2 protein-coding genes are annotated in these 2,963 nt (G+C 66.2%); both read right to left on the bottom strand.

The window, feature by feature from the left end; all coding sequences use genetic code 11:
* The coding region (locus ACOHX0_RS21805) for an NAD(P)(+) transhydrogenase (Re/Si-specific) subunit beta (protein WP_420679351.1) at window positions 1-1,421 on the bottom strand (1,421 nt) is incomplete at its 3' end.
* Window positions 1,422-1,433: 12 nt separating this feature from the next.
* Window positions 1,434-2,963, bottom strand: a 1,530-nt coding sequence (locus ACOHX0_RS21800) for a Re/Si-specific NAD(P)(+) transhydrogenase subunit alpha (protein WP_420679350.1), incomplete at its 5' end; no start/stop codon positions are given.

The following is a 2,963-nucleotide window of genomic DNA, read 5'->3' as shown; positions in this document are numbered from 1 at the left end:
CCCAGCAGCGTATCGAGCGACTGTTTTGCGTCGCCGTAGAACATGCGGGTGTTTTCCTTGAAGAACAGGGGGTTCTCGATGCCCGAATACCCTGTGCCCTGGCCGCGCTTGGAGACGAAGACCTGTTTCGCCTTCCAGCATTCCAGCACCGGCATGCCCGCGATCGGGGAGTTGGGGTCCTCCTGGGCGGCCGGGTTCACGATGTCGTTGGAGCCGATCACGATGGCCACGTCGGTGGCGCCGAAGTCGCCGTTGATCTCGTCCATCTCCAGCACGATGTCATACGGCACCCTGGCCTCGGCCAGCAGCACGTTCATGTGCCCGGGCAGGCGGCCCGCCACCGGGTGGATGGCAAAGCGCACTTCCTTGCCTTTTGCGCGCAGCCGCTTGGTCAGCTCGGAGACCGACTGCTGCGCCTGTGCCACCGCCATGCCGTAGCCGGGGATGATGATGACCGAGTCTGCCTCCTCCAGCGCCTGGGCCACGCCCTCGGCGTCGATCGCGACCTGCTCGCCCTCGACCTCCATCGCCGGGCCCGTGCTGCCGCCGAAGCCGCCGAGGATCACGCTGATGAACGAGCGGTTCATCGCCTTGCACATGATGTAGCTCAGGATCGCACCCGAGGAGCCCACCAGCGCGCCGACCACGATCAGGAGATCATTGCCAAGCGAGAAGCCGATCGCCGCCGCGGCCCAGCCCGAGTAGCTGTTCAGCATCGACACCACCACCGGCATGTCGGCGCCGCCGATGCCCATGATCAGGTGGTAGCCGATGAAGAAGGCCAGCAGCGTCATGATGAACAGCGGCAGGAAGCTGCCTGCGGAGAAATACCAGACCAGGCAGATCACCGAGATGCCCGCGGCGCCCGCGTTCAGCATGTGCCCGCCCGGCAGCTTGGTGGCCGCCGAGGTCAGCTTGCCCGCCAGCTTGCCGAAGGCCACCACCGAGCCGGTGAAGGTCACCGCGCCGATGAAGATGCCGAGGAACAGCTCGACCTTCAGGATCGCCTGCTCGGCGCCGTCCTTCTTGGCCAGCACCTTGGCAAAGCCCTCGAGCGCTTCGCGCGCCTCCGGGTCCATCGCCATCACGCGGACCAGTTCGAAATGCGCGTTGAAGCCGACAAACACCGCCGCGAGGCCGACCAGCGAGTGCATCGCCGCCACCAGCTGCGGCATCTCGGTCATCTGGACCTTTTTGGCCACATAGGTGCCGATGACACCGCCGCCCGCGATCAGGATCAGCGACAGGAGCCACAGGCCGGAGCCCGGGCCGATCAGCGTCGCCACGATCGCCAGCGCCATGCCCGCGATGCCGTACCAGACCGCGCGTTTGGCGCTTTCCTGGTTCGACAGCCCCCCCAGCGACAGGATGAAAAGAACAGCCGCAACCACATAGGCGGCAGTCGTGAAGCCGAAATCCATGGGTCCGGTCCTTTACGATTTCTGGAACATGGCAAGCATGCGCCGGGTGACAAGGAAGCCGCCGAAGATGTTGATTCCGGCCATGAAAACGCTGAGCGCGGCAAGCAGGATCACCAGCCAGGAGCCGGAGCCGATCTGCATCAGCGCGCCCAGGATGATGATCGAGGAGATCGCGTTGGTGATCGCCATCAGCGGCGTGTGCAGGGAATGCGCCACGCCCCAGATCACCTGGAAACCGACGAAACAGGCCAGCGCAAAGACGATGAAATGCTGCATGAAGCTGGCGGGCGCCACCAATCCCACCAGCAGGATCAGCGCCGCGCCGCCCGCCAGCAGGGTGACCTGGCTCTTGGTCTGCGCCTTGAAAGCCGCGACTTCCCGGGCGCGCTTTTCTTCCGCCGTCAGCTCCTTCGGCGCGTCCTTCTTCGGCTGCGCCGCAATCGCCTGCACCTTGGGCGGCGGCGGCGGGAAGGTGATCTCGCCGCCATGCGTCACGGTGGCGCCGCGGATCACGTCGTCTTCCATGTCATGCACCGGCTGGCCGTCCTTGCCGGGGGTCAGGTCGGTCAGCATGTGGCGGATGTTGGTGGCATAAAGCGTCGAGGCCTGCGCCGCCATCCGGCTCGGGAAATCGGTGTAGCCGATGATGGTGACGCCGTTGTCGGTCACGATCTTCTCGTCCGCCACCGTGAGCTTGCAGTTGCCGCCCTTCTCCGCCGCCAGGTCGACGATCACCGAGCCGGGCTTCATTGCCGCGACCATGTCCTCGGTCCACAGCTCCGGCGCCTCGCGGTTCGGGATCAGCGCGGTGGTGATGACGATGTCCACCTCAGGCGCCAGCTCGCGGAACTTGGCCAGCTGCGCCTCGCGGAATTCCGGAGACGACACAGAGGCATAGCCGCCCGAGGCGCTGCCGTCCTGCTGCTCCTCCTCGAAGTCGAGATAGACGAACTCGGCGCCCATCGATTCCACCTGCTCGGCCACTTCCGGGCGCACGTCGAAGGCGTAGGTCACCGCGCCAAGCGAGGTCGCGGTGCCGATCGCGGCAAGCCCCGCGACGCCGGCGCCCACCACCAGCACCTTGGCCGGCGGCACCTTGCCCGCGGCGGTGATCTGGCCGGTGAAGAAACGGCCGAAGTTGTTGCCCGCTTCAATGACGGCGCGGTAGCCCGCGATATTGGCCATGGACGACAGCGCGTCCATCTTCTGCGCGCGGGAGATCCGCGGCACCATCTCCATCGCGATGACGGTGGCGCCCTTGGCCTTCGCAAGCTCCAGCCCGGCCGCGTTGCCGCCGGGATTGAAGAAGGAAATCAGCGTCTTGCCCTTCGTCAGCCGCTTCAGCTCCAGCTCTTCGGGCGGGCGCACCTTGGCGATGATACCGGCGGTCTTCCACAGCGCCGCGGCGGTCTTGACAACCTCCACGCCCGCGGCCTCGTAAGCGGCATCGGAAAACCCCGCCCCAGCCCCCGCCCCGCTCTCGATCGCGCAAGTATACCCCAGCTTCTGCAGCTGCCGCGCCGAGTCCGGCGTCATCGCAAC

It is taken from the genome of Cribrihabitans pelagius (assembly GCF_048820915.1).
GTDB classification, from domain to species: domain Bacteria; phylum Pseudomonadota; class Alphaproteobacteria; order Rhodobacterales; family Rhodobacteraceae; genus Cribrihabitans_A; species Cribrihabitans_A pelagius.
This window is presented reverse-complemented; position numbering and strand designations above follow the sequence as displayed.